The following is a 20,034-nucleotide window of genomic DNA, read 5'->3' as shown; positions in this document are numbered from 1 at the left end:
CTAGGGTCGAATTCGCTTACGCGAGTGAAGAATTGGGCGATCGCAGACCGAGCGTCAGCCGAGGCTGAACGGCTGCCCGTAGAGGGTGGTCTTCGAGTAGTGGTCGCCGATGATCTCGACGACGGTGTAGGAGCGCGCCTGGGCGTAGCCCGCGCAGCCGTTGATCTCGATCGGCACATCGGTGTACTCGACCGAGTAGGTGCCGGCCTTCTTGATGTCCTTGCCGTCGATGCCGATGAACTTGACCTCGCCCGGGCCGAGGTTCAGGCCGACCGAGCCGCTCAGGCCGCCGCCGGTCAGATCGGCGCTCGCGCCGATGCCGGCCGAGATGGCGTTGTCGGCCAGGCTGACCTGGCAGCCGACGATGTAGCCGGTGCTCAGGCGGGAGGTGCCGTGCGTGGAGGAGTTGTTGGAGCCGGGGTTGTTGGTGGCGCCGTTCCAGGGGCCGACCTCGCCCTCGGGGGTGCTGGTGACGTCGGCGACGACATTGCCGCTCAGCCACGCGGTGCGTCCGGCGCCATTGGCGCTCAGGGACGGTGAAATGACGGCGTGCTCGCCATTGCGGGTGATGGTGACGCCTGCTCCGGCCTTCTGACCGTCCGGCAACGGTACGAAGGTGTCGGCATTGGCGGCGCCGGTGGACAGCAGGCCCACGACAACGGTTGCGGCCGCGCCGATTCCGGCGGCACGGGCCAGGCGGGCACCACGAACGGTGCGATTCTCGCGCATATTTTCCCTCATCAGGTTCTTCCGTACGACACCGACCACCGATGCCGCAAAGGAGTCGCTACGCGGTCGGATTCCCACCGGAGCAAAGCGCAGGACACTCTTCGCAAAGAGCAAGCACTCTTCTCAAACCCTTAAGACCCGTAGGTTTTGTGACCCGTACGCGACCTTAGTCACAACAGCAATCAGTTAGCAACAAGGGTGGCGGTAAGCGCTTCGCCACATTGTGCTAATAGTCGGCAAACTCAAGGTGAGTGCGGGAAAACGCGCACGCGCACAACAGAAACCCGCACGCGAAAGCTTAATAGCTTGTATGCATAAATGAATTCGGCACTCAGCCGTGATGAGGGGGAACCTGCGAGCGCAACCACTCGTCGGAGGACTGTCCCTGCTCGGGTTCGGGGGCGCGCTCGTCCGAGGTGGTGGACGGCAGTGGATCGCCGAAGATGCGCGCGAGGCGGGCCTTGTCGGCGGCCGAAAGACGACGAGACCCCGCCGGGCGCGCGGCCGGACGGGGTTCCTCGGAAGGACGATCGGACTCGGACGTCATTCGTCCAGGCCGGACAGTTCATCGATGACGCGGCTGGCCAGCGGGCCCAGGGTGGCCATGCCATCGCGGATCGCGGCCCGCGAACCCGGCAGGTTCACCACCAGCGTGCTGCCCGAAACACCGGCCAGACCACGCGACAGGCCCGCGTCCAGCGAACCCGAGGCCAGCCCGGACGCGCGCAGCGCCTCGCTGATGCCCGGCAGCACCCGGTCGAGCACCTCCTCGGTGGCCTCCGGCGTCACATCGCGCGGGGACATGCCGGTGCCGCCGACCGAGATGACCAGGTCGACACCGCCGATGACCGCGGTGTTCAGCGCGTTCCGGATCTCCACCTCGTCGGCCTGCACCGACACGCTGGCATCGACCAGGAAGCCGGCCTCGGTGAGTAGCTCCGTGACCAGTGGACCGAGCGAATCCACCCCGCCGTGGGCGGTTCGGTCGTCGACGACCACGACAAGTGCACGGCCCGCGACAGCGGCATCGATTTCCATGGTGCTCACCGTAGCGCCCTTGTCGGACAACAGCTCCCATCCCCCGTCCGGGGTGACCCGAATCGCCGGTGCGGGTACTCGTCCAGTGTCGTGCTGCATCATCGGCCACCTTCCGCGGTTGCCTCGCCGAGGGTCACCTCGACGGTCTTGGAATTGTTTCCCTGCTCATCGGTGTAGGTGATCTTCACCTTGTCGCCCGGCTGGTGCGAGCGCACGGCGGCGATCAGAGCGTTGCCCGAATCGATAGGCGTGTCATCGACTTTGGTGATGATCGCGTTGTTCGGGATGCCCGCCTTGGCGGCGGGGCCGTCCGGCGTCACCTCGAGCACGCGGGCGCCGTTCACGTCGTCGGCGCCGCGCACCTTCACGCCGATCTGCGCGTAGGTGACCTTGCCGTTCTTGATCAAGGCGTCCGCGACGCGGCGGGCCTGATCCACCGGAATGGCGAAGCCGAGTCCGATGGAACCACTCTGCCCGCCGGTGGCCTCCGCGGTGCCCAGGGTGGCGATGGCGGTATTGATGCCGATGAGCTTGCCGCTCATATCCACCAGGGCGCCACCGGAATTGCCGGGGTTGATGGCGGCGTCGGTCTGGATGGCGTTCATGACCGAGCCGGTGGAACCGGATTCACCGCTGGTCGACACCGGGCGGTTGAGCGCCGAGACGATGCCGGTGGTCACGGTGCCGGCCAGGCCCAGCGGAGAACCGACGGCCACCACGGACTCACCCACCTGGAGGTTCGACGAGGCGCCGAGCTCGATGGGGGTCAGGTCCTTGCGGTCGACCTTGATGACGGCCAGGTCCGAGACCGGGTCGGCGCCGATCAGCGTTGCGGGAGCGGTGCTTCCGTCACTGAACGCGACCTCCATCTTGGCGTTCGGGCCCGCGCCGCTCACCACGTGATTGTTGGTGAGGATCTTGCCGTCGCTGGAGAGGATCACGCCGGACCCCTCCCCCTCGGCCCGATTGCCGGCCACCCGGATCATGACGACGCTGGGCACGACCTTCTGCGCGACCGCCTGCACCGAACCAGCCGGCGCGTTGACCACGCCGCTCACATTCGTGCGCGGTGCGTCCAGCGCGTTGGTCACCGAGTGACCGTCGCGGGTGGCCAGCGAACCGACCGCACCGCCGATGCCGCCGCTCAGCAGGGCGAGCACGATCGCGCCCGCGACCAGACCGGCCTTGCCGTTGCGTTTGGGAGCCGGACCGCCGGGAACACCCTGGCCGCCCGGCACACCCGGGCCACCGGGCCCGCCCGGACCGCCGGGAATCCCCGGATACGCCGCACCGGGCCCACCCGGCTGGCCCGGCCCGCCGAAGATCGGCTCGGTGTGCTGATGTCCGCCGGGCTGGGCGTACCCCGCCCCCGACGCGGAGTACGCCTGCCCGTACGCACCGGCCGGAAGCTGCTGTGTGCTGCCCGGAATCGCTTCCGTCGCACCGGTTCCGGGCCCGCCCTGCATCGCGCCGCCGGAGAACACCGGTGCCGCACCGAATCCCGGAGCGCCGGATGAAGCGCCGCCCGGGGAATGCGCGGCCGCCGGATCGGAGAAGCCGTCGAAGGGCGGGCGCTGCGCGCCGTCGCCGGGACGAGACCACTCCGCGCCGGGCTGCGGCTGGGCGGCCCTCGGGGCCTGGCCGCCCTGTCCCCAGGATGCCGAGCCCTGCCCCCACGCGGGCCGATCATCCTGCGGCTGGGCGGCAGGCGCGCCCGATCCACCCGGAATGCCCGAATCCGAAGGGGTCTGGTCGGACGCCGAGGCGGCCGACGCCGGTGCGGAGGCCGCGGCGGACCCGGATAGGTCGGCGGGCTGCCCGGCGGACGACTGGGGCTGGGAAGCGGGCGCGCCACTCGCAGGCTCAGCGGGAATGCCACTCGCAGGCTCAGCCGGGGTGCCGCTCGCAGGCGCTGTGGGGGTGCCGCTCGTGGGCTGAGCGGGGCTGCCCTGGGCGCCTTCGGGTCCGGTGCCCCGCGTGTCCTTCGAATCCTCGGTCATTTTCTCGTTTTCTCCTCGAGTCTCCTGGCCAACCTTGGCGCTGTGGACTGAGAGCGGACTGAGACCGTGCTTGGGAAACGATACGGATGTTCGCGGCGGCTCGCCCGGAAGAAGCGGACCGGTCTCGTCAGGCTCCGGCCGGACCGGTCGCGGGCGAATCGTCGGGGGTGCCGGGTTCACCCGGGAGCACGATATTGATGCGGGCCCCGCCGCGCTGCGAGGTGACCACGGCGATGGTGCCGCCGTGCTTGGTCACCACCTGCTTGACGATGGCCAGCCCCAGCCCGGAACCCGGCATGGACCGCGCCGAGGTCGCGCGGTAGAACCGCTCGAAGATGAGCTCCCGCTCCTCCGGCGGGATACCCGGCCCGGCATCGTCCACCGCGATCTCGAGCAGCCCCCGCGACACCTCGCGCATGGTGACGTGCACCTGCTCGCCGGAGGCATTCCATTTCGCCGCATTGTCGAGCACATTGAGGATCGCGCGCTCCAGGCTGGCCTCGTGGCCGTAAACGAGCCACGGGCGCAATTCGGCCACGAATTCGATGCCCACCCGGCGGCGGCGTGCGCGCTCGAGTGCGCGCTCGACGACATCGGCCATGTCGACCTGCTCGTACACCGCGTCCGGGGCGTCCTCGCGCGCCAGATCCACGAGATCGCCCACCAGCGTGGACAATTCCTCGATCTGCGCCATCACGTCCGCGCGCAGTTCGGCCATGTCCTCGTCCGGAATCTGCGGTGCGCCCGGCCGATTGGAGGCGATGAGCAGTTCGGTATTGGTGCGCAGCGAGGTGAGCGGGGTCTTGAGTTCGTGGCCCGCGTCGGCCACCAATCGGCGCTGCCGCTCCCGGGATTCGCCCAGGGCGCGCAGCATGGTGTTGAAACTCTCGGTCAGCCGGGCCAGTTCGTCGTCGCCGGTGACCGGGATGGGGGTCAGGTCGTCGGTGCGGGCGATGCGCTCGGTGGCGGCGGTGAGCCGCGCGATGGGCCGTAAACCGGTGCGGCCCACCGCGGTTCCGGCGGCGGCGGCGAGCATGACGCCGCAGCCGCCGACCACGAACAGCAGCCAGGCCAGGCGATCGAGCACCTCGCGGGTGGGTTGCAGCGACTGCGAGATGACCAGGGTGGCCCCGGAGTGCGTGCGGCGGGCCAGAACTCGCTGATTCTCGACGGTGCGCAGCGAGTAGGCGAGGTCGCCGCGCACGACGGCCAGCTCCTGCTTGCCGATGGGCGGGCCGTCCGGATAGCCGATCTGTTTGGTGTCCAGCTTGGTTTCCGGATAGATCAGTGCGATGCCGAGGTCGTCGGAGTACAGGCTGCCCAGATAGAGCACCTGCAGATAGTTCACCGAGTCGATGTTGTTGTTGATCATCACCGCGCTGCGCGTGCGCAGCTGCGAGTCGACCTCGGCGTACAGCGAGCGCGCCACCATCGCGTAGGCGGCGATGGAGGTGAAGGCGACGGCCACGGCCACCACCGAGGCGGCGAGCAGGGTGACGCGCCAGCGCAGCGACACCGATGAGGTGAGCGGCATGGGCGGGCGCATGTCGACCGACTCGGAGGAGCGCTGCGTGAGCGCGGCCACCCCGGTGCGGCGGGAAACGGTTCTAGCCACGGGTCCGGCCTCTACGGAGGCGTCTCGCGCAGCACGTATCCGACACCGCGCACGGTGTGGATGAGCCGCGGTTCACCCTCGGCCTCGGTCTTGCGCCGCAGATATCCGATGTAGACCTCGAGCGCGTTGCCGGAGGTCGGAAAGTCGTAGCCCCATACCTCTTCCAGGATGCGGCTGCGAGTGAGCACGCGGCGCGGATTCGCCATGAGCATTTCCAGCAGCGAGAACTCGGTGCGGGTGAGGCTGATGGCGCGGTCCGCGCGCCAGACTTCGCGGGTGACCGGATCCAGCGACAGGTCGGCGAACTTCATGGTCTCCGACGCTTCGGCGGAGTCGGTGGTGGTGCGGCGCAGCAGGGCGCGCAGCCGGGCGAGGAGTTCCTCGAGCGCGAAGGGCTTGGGTAGGTAGTCGTCGGCGCCCGCGTCCAGGCCGGCCACGCGTTCGGAGACCGAATCCCGTGCGGTGAGCACCAGAATCGGCAGATCGTCGCCGGTGCTGCGGAGGCGGCGGCACACCTCGAGGCCGTCGAGCCGGGGCATCATCACATCGAGGACCAGGGCATCGGGTCGCTGACCGGCGACCTTCTCGAGGGCGTCGAGTCCGTCGACGGCGAGGTCGACGGAGTACCCGTTGAAGGTCAGCGAACGACGTAGCGATTCCCGGACCGCGCGGTCGTCGTCGACTACCAGAATGCGCATGGGGTCCAGTCTGCCCACAGCGACTGAGAGGTCACTGAGAAGCTCGCATTCGACACGCCGGGGGACCGAACGCGGTGACCTGCGCCTTTCGCGGCATGTGCGGATACGCGTACCTATTCGGGAGCTATGCCTATTCGAAAGACGTTGTGCGGGGCCAGCATTCGCGTAGACAGACGAAAAGTAGTCCGAATTGCCGTTACTCAGCTCACGCGGTATGTTGCAGGCCGTACAAAAAGACCTCTAGTTGGTTCCGCGCGGGATTCGACCCCGAAGCCCCACAACCGCATACAGCCCGGGGGTCACTCGTGAAAGCGGAGGCGACGGAAGCGGGATGGAAGCAACACCCCGGTCCTGGCAATTCAGCCTGTCCAACTGGCCCGTCACGCGCAAGGTCGGCATCGTACTGGTGCTCCCGGTGTTGCTTGCCTCGACGTTCGCGGTGCTGCGTATCGACAGCGAATTGCAGACCATCGACAAACTGCGGGCGGCCACCGAGCACGCCGCATTCTTCCGGCCGACCATCAAGTTCGAGTCCGCCACACAGGAACTCGCGGTCACGGCCATCGCCGGCTGGGGCAACCCGGACGCCGATCCGGCCCTCGACACGGCGACCGGCAAATTCGATCAGGCCGTAGCCGATCTCGAATCACAGCTGCGCGCAACCAAAGCCGGCGCCTCGGTGACCGATCCGCTGACCGAGGCCATCGCCATGGCCAAGACCATGAAGTCCGGTCTCAAGAGCGGCTCCGCGGCCGGCACCACCGAGCAGATGCAGGCCGTGTCCGCCAAGGTGCAGAGCGCGCTGAACCAGTCGGACCAGGTGTCCGACATGCGGGTGCAGCCGCTATTCCTGCAGGTCGGTTCCGCCATCGTGGCCGAGCGCATGTTCACCGAACAGCGCATGATGCTGGCCTCGCCCGACATCACGCGCAATCCGATCACCCGGATCAAACTGATCACCGTGATCGGCGCCGAGGTCACCATGCTCGGCGTGTACAGCGCCATGAACGCGGAGCTGGCCCCGAACTCCAAGGCCCTCAACGACTCCGCGCAGGCCCGCATCGGCATGCTGGCGGCGAACACCGCCGACCCGAACTCCATGCCGGGTATGCAGGAGAGCCTGCGCGCCGCCTCGGACATGTACTCCAAGGAGATCAACGCGATCGCGGCCGAGCTGGACGACCGGCTGGGCGACCTGACCACCGAGGCCCGCAACAACGTGCTGCGTGATACCTCGATCGTGGTCGGCATGCTGCTGGCCGGTCTGGCCATCGCGCTCGTGGTGGCCCGCTCGCTGGTCGTGCCGGTGCGACGACTGCGGCGCGACGCGTTGCAGGTCGCGCACATCGACCTGCCGCAGGAACTGGAAACCGTGCGAAACGGTGGCGCCACACCGGAGATCAGTCCGGTCGACGTGCACACCACCGAGGAGATCGGGCAGCTCGCCCGAGCCGTCGACGACATCCACGCCCAGGCGCTCCACCTCGCCGCCGAACAGGCGCGACTGCGCCTGCAGATCGGCAACATGTTCGAGACGCTTTCGCGCCGTAGCCAATCCCTCGTGGAGCAGCAGCTCACCCTGATCGAGGAACTGGAACGCGACGAGGACGACTCCGAACGCCTGCAGTCGCTGTTCCGCCTCGACCACCTCGCCACGCGCATGCGCCGCAACGGCGACAACCTGCTGGTGCTCGCCGGAACCGCGCTGCGCCGTGGCCATCTCGCGCCGGTGCCGCTGTCCGACATGCTGTGGTCCTCGGTCTCCCAGGTGGAGGACTACCAGCGCGTCGAGATCGGCACCGTGCCCGACGGCATCGTCGCCGGTGAACCCGCCGTCGACGTCGAACACCTGCTGGCCGAGCTGATCGACAACGCGCTGCGCTACTCGCCGCCGTCCACCCCCGTGGCGGTGTCGGTGGCGCGGGCCGTGGACGGCGGCTATCTCATCGAGATCACCGACCGCGGCCTCGGCATGAACGCCGAGGACCTGCAGTCCATCAACGACCGGCTCGCCTCCGGTGGCGAGGTCAATGTCGAGACCGCCCGCCGCATGGGTCTTTTCGTGGTCGGCCGGCTCGCCAAGCGGCACAACATCACGGTCAGCCTGCGCCGCACCTCGGCGATGGTGCAGCAGCCGGGCATCACCGCCAGCGTGCACCTGCCGGGCACCCTCGTCTCGCCCGCGCCGGAACGCAACAACAATGGCGGCGACGCCACCGGCCAGTACCCGCTCACCGGTGCGGTGCCGGTCGCCGCGCCCGCGATCGCCGCGGCCCCGGCGGTCTCGCCGCCGCGGCTCATGCCGGTCGCGAACCCGCCGGAACCGCAGGCGCTGCCGCAGCGCTTCGGCACCACCAGTTCGGGTCTGCCGCAGCGGCGTCCGGGCAACGGGCCGGAGACCGGTGAGCAGCCGGTGGTGGCCGGTTACATCGGCGACCAGCCCACGCAGTCCTACAGCTTCTCCGACGCGTTCACCGAACACCCGGCTGCCACCGACGACGGCATGGACGACGGCCGGCACGACCCGGTGACCGCCCAGTACCAGGCCGACTACTGGCGCAGCCGACCGGACACCGTCACCCCGATCACCCCGATCCCGACGCGGCGCGACGCCGAGGACAGCGACAACTCGGGAGCCCAGCAGCCCAACGGTCTCCCGCCGCTGCCGAGCCGCGCCGAAACCAATGGCGCCGACGGCAACTCCGTCGCACGCTTCCGGGACAGCGCCGACAGCAACGGTTTCGACCGCAATGGGTACGACAGCAACGGCGACGCCGCCTTCGGCACGAACGGCAGCACCGGCAGCTACACCACCGGCAGCTTCGAAGCCGTCCGCGGCGACGTGAATGCCGATGCGGCCCCGGCCGATTCCGCACCCGCGTTCGAGAGCGCCCCGGGCGACACCGGATTCGACCTCGGCGGCAACGGCCACGACAGCGGCCGCTTCGGTGTGGTCGGCCAGGACGGCAACGACCAGGCCCGCGACGCGTTCACCGGCAATGGGATCGCGGAGCAGGCGAGCGGCAACGCGAACGGCGCCAACGGGAATGGCGCCAACGGGAACAGCGCCGGGACCAACGGGTCCGCGGAGAACGGTGCACGTTTCGCGGCGTTCACACCGCAGCAGCCTGTTGCGCCCCAGCAGCCCGCCGCACCGCAGCCCCCGGCCGCGCCCCAGCGTCCGGCCGCGCCGCAGAGCGGATTGCGGCCGGTCGGGGACGCGCCGACGCCGATCTTCCAGCGGATGGTGTCGGAATGGCTGGTGGAACCGGCGGCCGGTGGTGACGCGGGAGCGCCTTCGGGCGCGGCCTGGTCGTCCACCTCGGATGCCGGCTGGGCCGCGGCGGCCGAAGCCGCCAATCCCACCAGCAATGCCACGACACAGGGCGGACTGCCGATCCGGCGGCCGGGCGCGCAGTTGGTGCCGGGCGCGGTGGCACAGGACGACCAGGGCGGCGCGCGCAATCCGGACGAGATTCGCAGCAGCTTGACCAGACATCTCAGCGGCGTCCGCTCCGGGCGGGCCGACGCCGAGCACAACGACGGAGGGCAGGCATGACGACCGACGCACAGACCACCACAGACGACAACCTGAACTGGCTGGTCACCCGTTTCACCCGGGAGGTTCCGGGAGTCTCGCACGCCGTCCTGGTCTCCGCCGACGGCCTGCTGCAGGCCACCAGCCCGCATCTGCCCGCCGATCGCGCCGAGCAGCTGTCGGCGGTCACCGCCGGTCTGGCGAGCCTGGCCTCCGGCGCCGCACAGCTTTTCGAGGGCGGCAAGGTCATGCAGTCCATCGTCGAGATGCAGCGCGGCTACCTGCTGGTCATGACGGTCGGCAATGGCTCGCACCTGGCGGTGCTGGCCAACAAGCAGCACGATATCGGCCGCATCGGCTACGAAATGGCGCTGCTGGTCGACCGGGTCGGATCGGTGGTTCAGGCCACCGCCCGCAGCGCCTCCTGATGAGGCGGCCATGAGCACTCCCAACGGCGGCGGCAACCGGCCACCAACCCGGGTCCGCCCCTACGCCCTGACCTCCGGCCGCACCGAGCCGGCGGTCGACCTGCCGCTCGAGGCGGTCGTCGAAACCCTGTCCTACACGGCGCATTTCGACTGGCCCGCGGGTGACATCCGCACCGAGATCCTGCGCATGGGCACCGCCCGCCTGTCGGTCGCCGAGATCGCGGCCCACCTGCAGCGGCCCCTGGGCATGATCCGCGTGGTGATCGGCGATCTCGTCGTCGCCGGAACCCTGCGCGTGCATTCCACCCTGAGCGACCAGGCGACCTTCGACGAGCGCCGATCTTTGATGGAGAGGACCCTGCATGGACTCCGCGCCCTTTGACGGCGGAGCCTACAACGGCGCACCGCAGTACCCGACGAATTCGGGTCTGCCCCAGCAGTTTCCACCGCGTCCCGGCGACGAGTCCCGCACCGCCTCCACCAAGATCGTGGTCGCGGGCGGTTTCGGCGCCGGCAAGACCACCTTCGTGGGCGCGGTCTCGGAGATCGTGCCGCTGCGCACCGAGGCCATGGTCACCGGCATGTCGGACGGGGTCGACGACCTCGCCGCCACGCCGGGCAAGGAAACCACCACGGTGGCCATGGATTTCGGCCGCATCATCCTGCCCGGCAATCTGGTCCTGTACCTGTTCGGCACGCCCGGACAGCGCCGGTTCTGGTTCATGTGGGACGACCTGATCAAGGGTGCCATCGGCGCGGTGGTGCTGGTCGACACCCGGCGCATCGAGGACAGTTTCGCCGCGGTCGACTTCTTCGAGGCCAAGCAGCTGCCGTTCCTCATCGCGGTCAATCGGTTCCCGGACGCACCGCGCTTCCCGGTCGCCGAACTGCGCGAGGCGCTCAGCGTGCGCGAAGGCGTGCCGATCGTGGACATCGACGCCCGCGATCCGCAGGAGGTGCGCCGCTCGCTGGCGGCGGTCACCGAATACGCGATCGAGCGGCTCATGGCTGCACAGCGCGAAACGGCCAGGAACACCTAGGTTTTCGCGTACCTGGGTCATACGAAAAGCAGGGGTTTGCGGGTGACTTATTTCTCGATGGGGTACTGGGTCGTCGGCCTGGCCCTGTTCTTCTCGGCCATCGCGGCGGCGTGCGGGCTGGCGTGTATCCGCCAGTCCGCCAAGTCGGAGACGGCCCGGTTCCGCACGGTGTGGCTGTTCGTCGCGGGCAATGCCCTCGGCAGCGCGGGTGTCGGCATGCCCTTGTTCATCACGCTGGTGGGGCTGCAGGTGTCGCAGAGCAAGCTGCACTACGACGAGGGCCGGGTCATCCTGGCGTCGGTGCTGTCCGGCGCGGCGGCCTTCATCGCGCTGCTGGTCGCGGGTCGCACCCTGAACTGGCCGCGGCTGGCCGGGGCGGGCGTGATCATGACCGCGGGCATGGCGGGCACCCATCTGATCTTCGTGTCCGGCATCCGGATTCGCGGCAGCGTGGACCAGAACGTGCTGTCCATGACCGGCGTGATCGTGGTCGCGGCGGCGCTGTCGGCGGCCATGCTGTGGCTGGTCTTCGCCGCGAAGAAGCGCGCGCTGCTGCTGATCGGCGCGCTGGTCTACGGAACCCTGTCGGTCACCATGCATCTCGTCGGCATGACCGGGTTGACGGCGCAGGTCGACCCGACCGCGGGTGTCCCCGGCGGTGCGGACCTGTTCAGCTATTTCGTGCCGTTCTGGGTGATCAGCTCCCTGTCGCTGGCGGTTCCGGTCACCGCGATCCTGATCGCGCCCGACCGGCGGGAGGCGCGACGCCTGGCTCCGACCCTGCCGCAGACCACCCCCACCACCTCACTGGCGGCGGCGTCCCGCGCGGCCAAGTCCGCACGCCGTACCGAGCAGCCGGTGCGCTGAGCTCCCCCGCCTGGAGTTACCCGGACCGCACCAAATCAGTTGTCGTCTTCGCTCTTTCGATGTGATGGGTCGAGTAGCGCGAACACCTCGCCCTGGGGGGCGGCGAGGATCGCCATCCTGCCGAATGGGCCGTCGGTGGCGGGCATGAGCACCGCCGCGCCGAGTTCGGCCGCGCGCGTGAGGGTCTCGTCGATGCCGTCGGCGTGGAACCAGGTGAGCCAGTAGGGTTGCGCGGCGGCCGCGCCGTTCACGGTGTCGTCGTTGATGCCGCCCGCCGGGTCGCCGCGGCCGGGCGGGGTGAAGGTGGCGTAGCGCACGCTGGGGTCGTCGTATTCGGTGTAGGTGAAGCCGAATACCTCGGCGTAGAACGTCTTCGCCGCGTCGTAGTCGGCGGTGTGCAGATCGTTCCAGGCGTAGGCGCCGTGCTCGCCGTGCACGGCGGCGCCATTGTGCGCCCGCGCCTCCCAGACCGCGAAGGGTGCGCCGGAGGCGTCGGCGGCGACGAACATGCGGCCGAACTCCATCACGTCGAAGGCGGGCACCAGCAGCGAGCCGCCTGCGGCGACAACCTTTTCGGCGGTGGCGTCCGCATCGGCGACGGCGAAGTAGGTCGTCCAGGCGGACGGCATGTCGCCTTCGGGTTTCGGGCCGATGCCGGCAATGGCCTCCCCGTCGCGCAGCGCCATCAGGTATCCCCCGGACTCCTCCCCTCCACCGTGCATATCCCAACCGAACAGTTCGGTATAGAACTCACCGGCTTTCGCGGGATCGTCGACCTGACAATCGACCCAGCACGGGGTGCCGGGGGGCCACGCTTCATTGCGTACAGGCATCTTTCCTCCGTCTCTGCGCTATCGAGCAATCGGGTACGCCGCGCGAACGCAGGGACTCCGAGGACGAAGTGATGCCGATCACACGGCCATGCACAGTCAACCACTCGACTCCGGCAGTGTCCGGGCTTCGCCCCAAGCTCGCGGTCCGGGCTTCCCGAGACCCGGTGTGATCGACTTCCGCAATGCCGCGCGGTCGGCGTGTCTCGCGAATTACTCTGGTACCCATGCGTTTCGGGCTTGACTACGCCGCAGGTCGGCCCGCTGCGAGCGCCATCCGCGCGGCCGGGTACGACTTCGTGGTCCGCTATCTCTCCCCCGGCGGACCCTCCCTACCCGGCAAGCTGCTGACTCCCGCCGAGGCCGACGACCTGCGCGCACACGGGGTTTCGATCGTGTCCAACTGGGAGACCACGGCGGCGCGCATGCTGGACGGGTACGGGGCGGGGGTCACCGATGCGCGGGCCGCGCTGGCGCAGGTGCTGCGCTGCGGCGGACGTACCGACCGCCCTATTTATTTCTCCGCCGATTTCGACGCGACGCCGCAACAGCAGCAGCCCATCAATGCCTACCTCGACGGCGCCGCCAGCGTGCTGGGCCGCGCGAATGTCGGTATCTACGGCGGATATTGGCCGATCAGCCGGGCGCTCAACGCCGGGATCGCGCAGTGGGCGTGGCAGACGGTGGCCTGGTCGGGCAGCAATCGCGATCCGCGCGCGCAGATCCTGCAGACCGGCGAGCAGGTCTATGTCGACGGCGTGCAGTGCGATGTGAACGAAACCGACAAGATCGATTTCGGGCAGTGGGATTTCGAACAGGAGGAACCGGACTTGACGCCGGAACAGGAAGAGATGCTGCGCGATGTCCAGATCCAGCTGCGCGGTCCGGGACTGTCGGGCTGGCCGCAATTGGGCACCGACGCCGAAGGCCGCAACCGCACGGTGGTGGACGCGCTCGCCGCGGCCCTGACCAAGATCGACGAATTACGCACGGAGGTCAGTGAACTGGAGGCGACGACCGCCGAGCTGGAAGAGGAGGTGTCGCGGCTGAACGGGCACCATCACTGGCCGTTCCCGTTCTCGCTCATCGAGGGGCCGGCGACGGTGTTCGCCGAGCAGCTCGCGAAACTGGAACAGCTGCTTCCGGATCTGCCGCTGCCCGGCTGGGGCGAGGGACCCAACGGACATTCGCGTGAAAACACCCAAAGCGGACAAGTTTCGGCGTCCAATGGCCGGAAACCTGCCTCCGACAGTCCAATTGGCTGATTTGCCGGAATTTGTGTGGGATCGTGAATGGCGGGTAAACCGCCTCTGAAGTGGCGATGAGCGGGTTCTCCGGTAAACAGGAGAACCCGCCCTCGGCCACGAGAATACCGTCGCCAGGCCACGAATTCACAACTTTGAGAAGACTTTTTCGGCGCTCCCACTGTTATGGTCGGTCTTGTTCGACCAAGCTCCATGTCCGTTGTGCTCTAACGAAGGAGGCTCCCGTGGCCGTCAGCGTGGTACTCGACAAAGCTCTCGACAAGGCATACGAAAACAAGTCGCTCACCGAGCTGCTCGCGGCGCCGCCGTCGGCGCTCGCGGGGCTCACGGAGAAGCACGACACCCAGCTGCTCGAAGCGCTCGGCGTGAAGACCATCGCCGATCTGGGCAAGAACAAGTACTTCCAGCTGGCCGCCACCCTGGTGGAACTCGCCGCCAAGGAAGGCTGAGACGAAAGAGCGGTGTGTCCCATTGGGACACACCGCTCTTCTCATTTTTCGATCTAGATCTTGCTCACGTCGATCAGGCCCAGCTGCACGGCCTTGGCGATGCGGCGCGGCACCTGATGGACGACGCCGCCGACCTTGACCGGAATCAGATCCGGCGGCGTCGCCTTCCACTGGGAACGGCGGGCATGGGTATTGGCGCGCGACATCCGCCGCTTCGGCACTGCCATGTCAGTTCTCCTTTCCAGCAGCGGAATTGCGAGTCCGCTTCCCGTATTTGCGCTCGAACTTCTCGACCCGGCCGGCGGTGTCCAGCAGGCGGTTCGCGCCCGTCCAGAACGGATGCGAATCGGAGGTCACGTCGACCACCAGCAGCGGGTAGGTATTGCCGTCCTCCCACTCGATGGTGCGCTCCGAGACCGCGGTGGACCGGGTCAGGAATTTGTGACCGGTGCTCACATCCTGGAAGACCACCGGATGGTAGTCGGGGTGGATTCCTGGTTTCATGGCTTCACCTTTCGTTCTGCCGGGAATGGCCGTCGCCGGTGACCGGCGTGGATCGGGTTTCTTCGCAGGGCTCCTCGTGCTGGTCGCCGAAGGGGTCCTCCCACTGGGCGACGCGTTCGGGCGCGAAGCGCACCTGCCGCAGTTCGTCCTCGTCGACGAGCGCCCAGTGCAGGGCGTGCCGGATCTCGTCGGCGTCGGCGTCGTTCACCAGGATCACCAGCGAGGTGTGCCGGTCGCCGAACTGCTCGTGCCAGCGCAGTGACGCCATGACGCTGCGGGCCGGATCGGCCTGCTCGAGTTCCTCGGGCGTCATGGCCGCCAGCCACTTGCCCGCGCCGCCGATTCGCATTCCGCCACCGGCGGATTCGAGCCACACCACCTCGTCGGGCTGGGTGGCGAGCCAGACCCGGCCGCGCACGCTCACCACGCCTTCGAGGAGGACGTCGATGGCCGAGTGCAGGCGGTCGGGATGGAAGGGGCGATCGGTTTCGAACTCGACCAGCTGCACCCCGCCCTCGGCGTCCAGCGGCGGCTGACCGCGCAGCAGCGGGCCGTGCGGGTCGAAACCCGCACCGCGGCGGGCATTCTCATCGATCGGCGCGAGCAGGGCGTAGAGGTCGTCGGCGTGCAGCGCCTCCGGGTCGGCCACCCAGCTGACGGTCGCCTGCGGTGCGAGCCGGGCCAGCACCGCGGCCGTGCGCATGCAGTCCATCGGATCGGCCCCGGCATCGAAAGCGACCAGCGCGTCGGCGAATTCGACCTGCCCGACGGCCAGCTGCGCGATCGTCCGGTCGTCCTCGACGGTGGCGTGCCCGCGTTCGGACAGCGTCTCGTCACCGAGCGCGTCGCTGAGCCAATCGCGGCCGTCGAGGCAGGTGAGCACGGCTTCGATGCGCACGCTGCGCCCGGCCGGGCCGTCCACCCGCCCCACCACACCGGCGACGGTGACCTCGCGAATGGCCTGGCACACGGCTTCGGCCTCGAAGGCCGGATCGAGTGCGAGCACGATGCGCCGCACCGAATCCCGCTCGGCCAGCAGGCACAGATAGGGCAGCAGATCCGCGCGCAGGGTGCAGGACACGCACCCGTGCGCGAGTTCCAGCACGCTCACGGTCTCGCGCCCGTCGAGTTCCACGATCCGGCGCACCACGCCTTCGCGCAGTTCGGTCAGATCATGACGGACGACGACGGTGCCCGGCTCCGCGCCCAGCAGGCTCGCCGCGCGCCGCACTCCGTCGGCGCCGCGGCCCGGAAGACCCGCGATGACCACGACGGGTGTGCGGCGGTCGCGCTCTGGGCGCTGAGTGGATTCGGACACCACCACGACCCCTTTCGACAACGATTTTCATTTACCGGTTGCCGAGGGTACATTGTTCGACGGTCGTTGTCGAAAACGATTGTCATCAACATCTAGGACTGGAAGGGAGTGCTCCTATGTCGGCTATCTGCCAGGTCACCGGCCGCAAGCCGGGCTTCGGCAAGTCCGTGTCGCACTCGCACAAGCGGACCAACCGGCGCTGGGACCCGAACATCCAGCGCAAGACCTACTTCCTGCCCAGCGAAGGCCGGCGCATCACGCTGACCGTCTCCGCGAAGGGCATCAAGACCATCGACCGCGACGGCATCGAGGCGGTCGTCGCCCGGCTGCGCGCCCGCGGCGAGAAGATCTGAAAGGAGTAATCGATGGCATCGAAATCGACCGAACTGCGGCCCATCGTGAAGCTCGTCTCCACGGCCGGCACCGGCTACACCTATGTCACCCGCAAGAACCGGCGCAACGACCCCGACCGCATGGTCCTGCGCAAGTACGACCCGGTGATCCGCAAGCACGTCGACTTCAAGGAATCCCGCTGACATGGCCAAGAAGTCGAAGATCGCGAAGAACGAACAGCGCAAGGAAATCGTCGCCCGCTGGGCCGAGAAGCGCGCGGAACTGAAGGAACTCATCCGCAAGCCCACCACCTCCGACGAGGTTCGGGCCGCTGCTCAGACCGCCCTGCAGAAGCTGCCGCGCGATGCCAGTCCGGTACGATTGCGCAATCGGGACGCCGCGGACGGACGCCCGCGCGGTCACCTCCGGAAGTTCGGACTCTCGCGAGTGCGTGTGCGCGAGATGGCCCATCGCGGAGAACTGCCCGGTGTGCACAAATCGAGCTGGTAAGCATCCACGATCTCGTGAGTAAGGAAGCGCTGACATGGCAGTGAAGCGAGCACCGTCGAAGAAGGTCCGTGCCGAGCAGGCCCGCCGCCCGAAGAAGAACCCGTTGATCGCCGCCGGCGTCGAGACCGTCGACTACAAGGACGTGAACCTGCTCCGCACGTTCATCTCCGACCGCGGCAAGATCCGCTCCCGCCGCGTAACCGGCCTGACCCCGCAGCAGCAGCGCCAGGTCGCCGTCGCCGTGAAGAACGCCCGCGAAATGGCCTTGCTGCCGTTCACGAGCCGGTAGGCGGCTCGCGACACCGATCCTGCTGGAAAAGCCAAAAGCGAAGGGCTCCTCACGCTTACGCGTGAGGAGCCCTTCGCCGAATCCCGACGATGCAATTCCGTGGCATCGCCCGCGCGTACGACTGGACGTGGGCACTCCCGGACTGAAATGCAGAGTGCCCCTGATGCTTCGGCATCAGGGGCACTCCGGCGTGCGGGGGGTGGTCTCAGGATTTCCCGGTGACGGCGCGGTCCAGGAAGGAGGTGACCATGGGGGCCAGCAGTTCGGGGCGGTGCATGACCGATACGTGCGAGGCGCCCGGGACGATGGCCAGCTGCGAGTCGATGAGGCCGGCCGGGGTGTCGCCCATGATGCCGCCGCCCAGCAGGCGGAACACCTCGACGGCGTGCTCGGGGGTGACGATGTCGGAGTCGCCGATGATGTTCAGCACCGGCATGGGCAGGGCGCGCACGGCGTCGGCGGGCACGGTGGGGGTGTTGCCGTCCATCTCCTTGACCCGGCTCACCAGTGTCGGAAAGTCCTGCGGGCGAGGGGCATTGGCGAGGTAGTAGTCGTGGAAAGTGCTGCCGTGCAGCATCTCCGGCTGCAATTCGCCGATGCCGTCCAGCACGCCGGGGTGCATGCCGGCGGGGCCGAGACCGCCGGAGAGCAGCACCAGCTTGTGCACCAGCTCCGGATGCCGGATGCCGATGTCGAGGGCGACGCCCGCACCCATGCTGTAGCCGAACACGTCCGCGTTCCGCACGCCGATCCGTTCGAGCAGGGTCGCGGTGTCGTCGGCCATGGACCAGGTGCGCAGCGGGCGGTCGATATCGGAGCTGTGGCCGTGCGCCTGCTGCTCGACGGCGATGACCTGCCGCTGCTTCGACAGCACCGGGATGAGCTCACCGAAATCGGTGCCGATGCCGGACAGCGCGCCGTGCAGAAGCACCAGGGGCGGTTGATCATTCGCGTCGCCGTGCACCTCGTAGTACATGTCGACGCCGTTGATGGTTTCGTAGTGGCCCGGCTCGGCGACCGGCTGTTCCGGGGTGGAAGCCGGGCTGCCGCACGCGACCAGGGTGGCGGCGGCGATAGCGGTGAGGGCGGCGAGGACTGTCTTCTTCAGGCCCGTGTTCTGCATGGCGGTCTCCTGCACGATGTGTTCGGCTGCGAGGCCGCGGTTCCTCGCTCGGTACATCGGTGGAGACGGAGCGCCGCGCGCAAACTCATCGGTGCTCGACCGGGACACCTCGTGCCCCCGGCACACCGCAGGGCTTCCTATCGCTGAAACAGCATGTCCCCGAGTGCAATAGCACTCGGGGACATGTTCTGTTCGCTGCGCGAGACTCCCGATTACGGGATGGTCAGCACCTGGCCCGGCTGAATGGCGTCCGGGTTGTCGATGCCGCTGGCGTTCGCGATCTCCTGGTAGCGGTTGCCGTCACCGTAGAAGCGCTCGGCGATGGCCCACAGGGTGTCACCCGGCTCGACCGTGTAGGTCTGCGCCGCGGGAGCCGCGGGAGCCTCTTCCGCGACCGCGGCCGCGACCGTCTCCGGCTCGGGAGCCGGGAGCGGGTTGTCGGTGTTGGTGCCCGAGGACCACAGCGCGGAACCGTCGGTGCCGTACAGCACGACATTCGCGTCGGACTGGACGACGAGACGATCGGCGCTCTTGCCATTGGTCTCGGTGGACCAGGCAGCGCCGTCCGCCTTGTAGACGACGAAGTTACCGTCGTCCTGCAGCACGGCGCGCTGCACGCCCTGGCCGTGGGTCAGGGTGGACCACAACACCTTCCCATCGGGCTGCGACAACACGAGGTTGCCATCATCTTGCAGAGTCAGGGTGTAAGCGCCGCCTGTGAGCGACTGACCGAGACCGAGTTCTTCGCCAACTTTCAACGAGTCGCCCACGGTGGGTCCTTTCCGGAGGGGGGAACATCAGATAAGTCGATGGCACGGAACTGCATTCGCCAACTTCCATCGAGATTACCGACCGCGCCCCGCTCCGCGTAGGGATTCCCCGGTGAGTCCCCGGATTATTTGGCTCGTGGTCGCTGAGAGTTCGCCACAGCGTTATATCTGCGCCGACCGGTCGGACCGTTAGGGTTGCAGCATGGACGGGATTCGTACACGCCGACTCATGTTCACCGCCGGCGCAGCGCTGCTGACACTGACCGTCGCGGCGTGCGGCGACTCGGAAAACGGTGCAAATCAGTCAAACACGACAACCTCGGCCGTCACCACCACGACCCCCTCCCCCACCGAGGCCCCCGACACCCAGCTCGGCCGCCCCTTCACCGCCGACCGCACCATCGTCAACCCGCGCCCCACCACCTTCGACAGCTGGACCCGCGTCGCCCCCGACAAGATCGCCGTCAACTTCCAGACCGGCTCCCCCGCCTGCTACGGCGTGGACGCCACCACCACCGAGACCGACAAGACCGTCACCGTCGAACTCCGCGTGGGCACCCGCGCCGACGCCGTCGGCAAGATGTGCACCCAGGAAGCCGTCTTCGGCAGCCTCGAGATCCAGCTGAAGGCACCCCTCGGGGACCGGAACGTCGTCAGCGCCAAGTGATCTCGCGCGAGAAGTAGAACCGG

Annotated in this window: 24 protein-coding genes; 12 read left to right on the top strand and 12 right to left on the bottom strand. The window is 68.2% G+C overall.

Annotated elements, in window-relative coordinates; translation table 11 throughout:
• Positions 1-54 precede the first annotated feature (54 nt).
• From H0264_RS09775 to H0264_RS09750, 6 genes are all read right to left on the bottom strand, one after another.
• Positions 55-729, bottom strand: a complete 675-nt coding sequence (locus H0264_RS09775) for an MspA family porin (RefSeq protein WP_181583669.1) — start codon at positions 727-729, stop codon at positions 55-57.
• A 331-nt stretch (positions 730-1,060) separates the two neighbouring features.
• Positions 1,061-1,276: a hypothetical protein gene (locus H0264_RS09770; protein WP_181586145.1), complete on the bottom strand. Its 216-nt coding sequence runs from the start codon at positions 1,274-1,276 to the stop codon at positions 1,061-1,063.
• Positions 1,273-1,767, bottom strand: coding sequence for a MogA/MoaB family molybdenum cofactor biosynthesis protein (locus H0264_RS09765; protein ID WP_181585408.1), 495 nt, complete (start codon positions 1,765-1,767; stop codon positions 1,273-1,275). The genes H0264_RS09770 and H0264_RS09765 overlap by 4 nt, the downstream gene beginning before the upstream one ends.
• Before the next feature lie 98 nt (positions 1,768-1,865).
• Entirely contained in the window at positions 1,866-3,233 is a 1,368-nt protein-coding gene (locus H0264_RS09760) for a S1C family serine protease (protein ID WP_181585407.1), read from the bottom strand.
• Between the two features lie 661 nt (positions 3,234-3,894).
• Positions 3,895-5,313 (bottom strand): HAMP domain-containing sensor histidine kinase, encoded by a 1,419-nt coding sequence (locus tag H0264_RS09755; protein ID WP_181585406.1) that lies wholly within the window; start codon positions 5,311-5,313, stop codon positions 3,895-3,897.
• 80 nt (positions 5,314-5,393) lie between these two features.
• On the bottom strand, positions 5,394-6,080 hold the full coding sequence (locus H0264_RS09750; RefSeq protein WP_181583668.1) for a response regulator transcription factor: 687 nt from the start codon (positions 6,078-6,080) through the stop codon (positions 5,394-5,396).
• 331 nt (positions 6,081-6,411) lie between these two features.
• On the opposite strand from H0264_RS09750, the gene H0264_RS38505 reads away from it, so the two are divergent.
• Genes H0264_RS38505 through H0264_RS09725 form a run of 5 tightly spaced genes read left to right on the top strand, consistent with a single transcriptional unit; the run spans position 6,412 to position 11,953 of the window.
• Positions 6,412-9,639 carry a sensor histidine kinase gene (locus tag H0264_RS38505; protein ID WP_244976146.1) on the top strand — a complete coding sequence of 1,076 codons (3,228 nt, stop codon included), beginning with the start codon at positions 6,412-6,414 and terminating at the stop codon, positions 9,637-9,639.
• Positions 9,636-10,046, top strand: coding sequence for a roadblock/LC7 domain-containing protein (locus tag H0264_RS09740; protein ID WP_181583667.1), 411 nt, complete (start codon positions 9,636-9,638; stop codon positions 10,044-10,046). Before H0264_RS38505 ends, H0264_RS09740 begins: the two co-directional genes overlap by 4 nt.
• Positions 10,047-10,056: 10 nt before the next feature.
• Positions 10,057-10,428, top strand: a complete 372-nt coding sequence (locus tag H0264_RS09735; protein ID WP_181583666.1) for a DUF742 domain-containing protein — start codon at positions 10,057-10,059, stop codon at positions 10,426-10,428.
• On the top strand, positions 10,409-11,086 hold the full coding sequence (locus tag H0264_RS09730; protein ID WP_181583665.1) for a GTP-binding protein: 678 nt from the start codon (positions 10,409-10,411) through the stop codon (positions 11,084-11,086). The genes H0264_RS09735 and H0264_RS09730 overlap by 20 nt, the downstream gene beginning before the upstream one ends.
• 42 nt (positions 11,087-11,128) lie before the next feature.
• Positions 11,129-11,953 (top strand): MHYT domain-containing protein, encoded by an 825-nt coding sequence (locus H0264_RS09725; RefSeq protein WP_181583664.1) that lies wholly within the window; start codon positions 11,129-11,131, stop codon positions 11,951-11,953.
• A 35-nt stretch (positions 11,954-11,988) separates the two neighbouring features.
• On the opposite strand, the gene H0264_RS09720 is transcribed toward H0264_RS09725, so the two are convergent.
• Positions 11,989-12,786, bottom strand: coding sequence for a VOC family protein (locus H0264_RS09720; protein ID WP_181583663.1), 798 nt, complete (start codon positions 12,784-12,786; stop codon positions 11,989-11,991).
• Positions 12,787-13,010: 224 nt separating this feature from the next.
• Between H0264_RS09720 and H0264_RS09715 the strand changes: the two genes are divergently transcribed.
• Entirely contained in the window at positions 13,011-14,048 is a 1,038-nt protein-coding gene (locus tag H0264_RS09715) for a DUF1906 domain-containing protein (RefSeq protein WP_181583662.1), read from the top strand.
• Between the two features lie 224 nt (positions 14,049-14,272).
• Positions 14,273-14,497 (top strand): hypothetical protein, encoded by a 225-nt coding sequence (locus tag H0264_RS09710; RefSeq protein WP_181583661.1) that lies wholly within the window; start codon positions 14,273-14,275, stop codon positions 14,495-14,497.
• Positions 14,498-14,550: 53 nt separating this feature from the next.
• On the opposite strand, the gene rpmF is transcribed toward H0264_RS09710, so the two are convergent.
• Genes rpmF through mrf form a run of 3 tightly spaced genes read right to left on the bottom strand, consistent with a single transcriptional unit; the run spans position 14,551 to position 16,319 of the window.
• Positions 14,551-14,724, bottom strand: a complete 174-nt coding sequence (rpmF, locus tag H0264_RS09705) for a 50S ribosomal protein L32 (protein WP_181583660.1) — start codon at positions 14,722-14,724, stop codon at positions 14,551-14,553.
• Between the two features lies 1 nt (position 14,725).
• Positions 14,726-15,001: a type B 50S ribosomal protein L31 gene (locus H0264_RS09700; protein WP_181583659.1), complete on the bottom strand. Its 276-nt coding sequence runs from the start codon at positions 14,999-15,001 to the stop codon at positions 14,726-14,728.
• Positions 15,002-15,005: 4 nt separating this feature from the next.
• On the bottom strand, positions 15,006-16,319 hold the full coding sequence (gene mrf, locus H0264_RS09695; protein ID WP_181583658.1) for a ribosome hibernation factor-recruiting GTPase MRF: 1,314 nt from the start codon (positions 16,317-16,319) through the stop codon (positions 15,006-15,008).
• Positions 16,320-16,435: 116 nt separating this feature from the next.
• Between mrf and rpmB the strand changes: the two genes are divergently transcribed.
• The 4 genes from rpmB to rpsR are packed head-to-tail and all read left to right on the top strand — an operon-like array spanning position 16,436 to position 17,451.
• Positions 16,436-16,672 (top strand): 50S ribosomal protein L28, encoded by a 237-nt coding sequence (rpmB, locus tag H0264_RS09690; protein ID WP_181583657.1) that lies wholly within the window; start codon positions 16,436-16,438, stop codon positions 16,670-16,672.
• A 12-nt stretch (positions 16,673-16,684) separates the two neighbouring features.
• On the top strand, positions 16,685-16,855 hold the full coding sequence (gene rpmG / locus H0264_RS09685; RefSeq protein ID WP_181583656.1) for a 50S ribosomal protein L33: 171 nt from the start codon (positions 16,685-16,687) through the stop codon (positions 16,853-16,855).
• 1 nt (position 16,856) lies between these two features.
• Positions 16,857-17,162, top strand: a complete 306-nt coding sequence (gene rpsN, locus H0264_RS09680; RefSeq protein ID WP_181583655.1) for a 30S ribosomal protein S14 — start codon at positions 16,857-16,859, stop codon at positions 17,160-17,162.
• 34 nt (positions 17,163-17,196) lie between these two features.
• Positions 17,197-17,451 carry a 30S ribosomal protein S18 gene (gene rpsR / locus H0264_RS09675; protein WP_040695439.1) on the top strand — a complete coding sequence of 85 codons (255 nt, stop codon included), beginning with the start codon at positions 17,197-17,199 and terminating at the stop codon, positions 17,449-17,451.
• A 205-nt stretch (positions 17,452-17,656) separates the two neighbouring features.
• Here the strand turns inward: rpsR and H0264_RS09670 are convergent, their stop codons facing one another.
• Entirely contained in the window at positions 17,657-18,574 is a 918-nt protein-coding gene (locus tag H0264_RS09670) for an alpha/beta fold hydrolase (RefSeq protein WP_181583654.1), read from the bottom strand.
• Between the two features lie 212 nt (positions 18,575-18,786).
• Positions 18,787-19,344: a LysM peptidoglycan-binding domain-containing protein gene (locus H0264_RS09665; RefSeq protein WP_181583653.1), complete on the bottom strand. Its 558-nt coding sequence runs from the start codon at positions 19,342-19,344 to the stop codon at positions 18,787-18,789.
• A 202-nt stretch (positions 19,345-19,546) separates the two neighbouring features.
• Between H0264_RS09665 and H0264_RS09660 the strand changes: the two genes are divergently transcribed.
• The gene (locus H0264_RS09660; protein ID WP_244976145.1) at positions 19,547-20,011 is read left to right on the top strand and encodes a hypothetical protein; all 465 of its coding nucleotides are present in this window, start codon (positions 19,547-19,549) and stop codon (positions 20,009-20,011) included.
• Positions 20,012-20,034 lie beyond the last annotated feature (23 nt).

This window comes from Nocardia huaxiensis (genome assembly GCF_013744875.1).
In the GTDB taxonomy this organism is placed as follows: domain Bacteria; phylum Actinomycetota; class Actinomycetes; order Mycobacteriales; family Mycobacteriaceae; genus Nocardia; species Nocardia huaxiensis.
Note: the sequence above shows the minus strand (reverse complement) of the source record. Positions and strands in the feature narration are given on the sequence as shown.